1 pseudogene is annotated in these 1,126 nt (G+C 62.2%); it reads left to right on the forward strand.

Annotated elements, in window-relative coordinates:
• A pseudogene (locus tag JKL46_RS36185) lies at positions 1-1,126 on the forward strand (ISNCY family transposase); the annotation flags it as partial.

Consider the following 1,126-nt stretch of genomic DNA (forward strand, 5'->3'; position numbering starts at 1 on the left):
ATGCTTCTGGAGCGGCATGGCCTGAGTCTCTCGCGCGAGACGCTGCGCCAATGGATGCGGGAGGAAGGGCTCTGGTTGTCGCGCAAGCAGCGGCGTCAGCTGCATCAGCCGCGTCTACGCCGCGATCACTTTGGTGAGTTGATTCAGATCGACGGCAGTGAGCACCGCTGGTTCGAGGACCGCGGCCCGCGATGCACGCTGATCGTCTTCATCGACGATGCGACCAGTCGCTTGGTTGCCCTTCGGTTCGTCCCGTCAGAGAGCGCTTTCGCGTATTTTGAGACGTTAGAAAGCTATCTGACGCGCCACGGGCGGCCCCTCGCCTTTTATTCCGACAAACACTCGATCTTCCGCGTGTCGAAGGCGTAGGCCCAGGGCGGTCAAGGCATGACCCAGTTCGGCCGCGCGCTGAGTGAACTGGGGATCGAGATCCTGTGCGCAAACTCGAGCCAGGCCAAAGGGCGTGTGGAACGGGTGAACCGCACCTTGCAGGACCGGTTGGTGAAGGAACTCCGGCTTGAGGGGATCGCGACGCTCGAGGCGGCGAACGCGTACCTTCCAGCCTTCGTGGCGCGCTTCAATGAGCGGTTTGCCATAGCCCCAGCGCGATCCGAGGATCTGCATCGTCCGCTGGAGTGCGGGCCCGCCCAACTCGACACGATTCTGGCCTGGCGCGAGCAGCGCTATGTCACGCAGCAGCTAGCGCTCTCCTACGACAGAAAGCGGATCATTCTGGAGGAGACGCCGCTGACGGCGGGATTGGCCGGCAAATACGTCGAGACTTACGAGTTCCCTGACGGACGCTTCGAGGTGCGTTGGAAGGGCGTGGCTCTGCCTTATCGCATGTTCGATAAAAACCAGCGGGTCACCCAGGCGGCGATCGTGGAGAACAAGCGGCTGTCAGAAGCCCTGAGCTGGGTGAAGGCGCGCCAGGATCAACTCAGGCCCGTGCGGATCCAGACGAACAGCGAAGCGGGCGGCTATGTCGCCCGTCTGAGCGGGCGCCGCGACCGGATGTCCTTCACCGACCGGCACATCGCGGCGAAAGCCAAAGCCACCGCCTCCGTAGAGCCCTGTGACATTTCTACTTTGCCAAAACCTGAGACATTTCAAAGCGGTTGCAACA

Source organism: Microvirga zambiensis WSM3693 (assembly GCF_016735695.1).
GTDB classification, from domain to species: Bacteria; Pseudomonadota; Alphaproteobacteria; order Rhizobiales; family Beijerinckiaceae; genus Microvirga; species Microvirga zambiensis.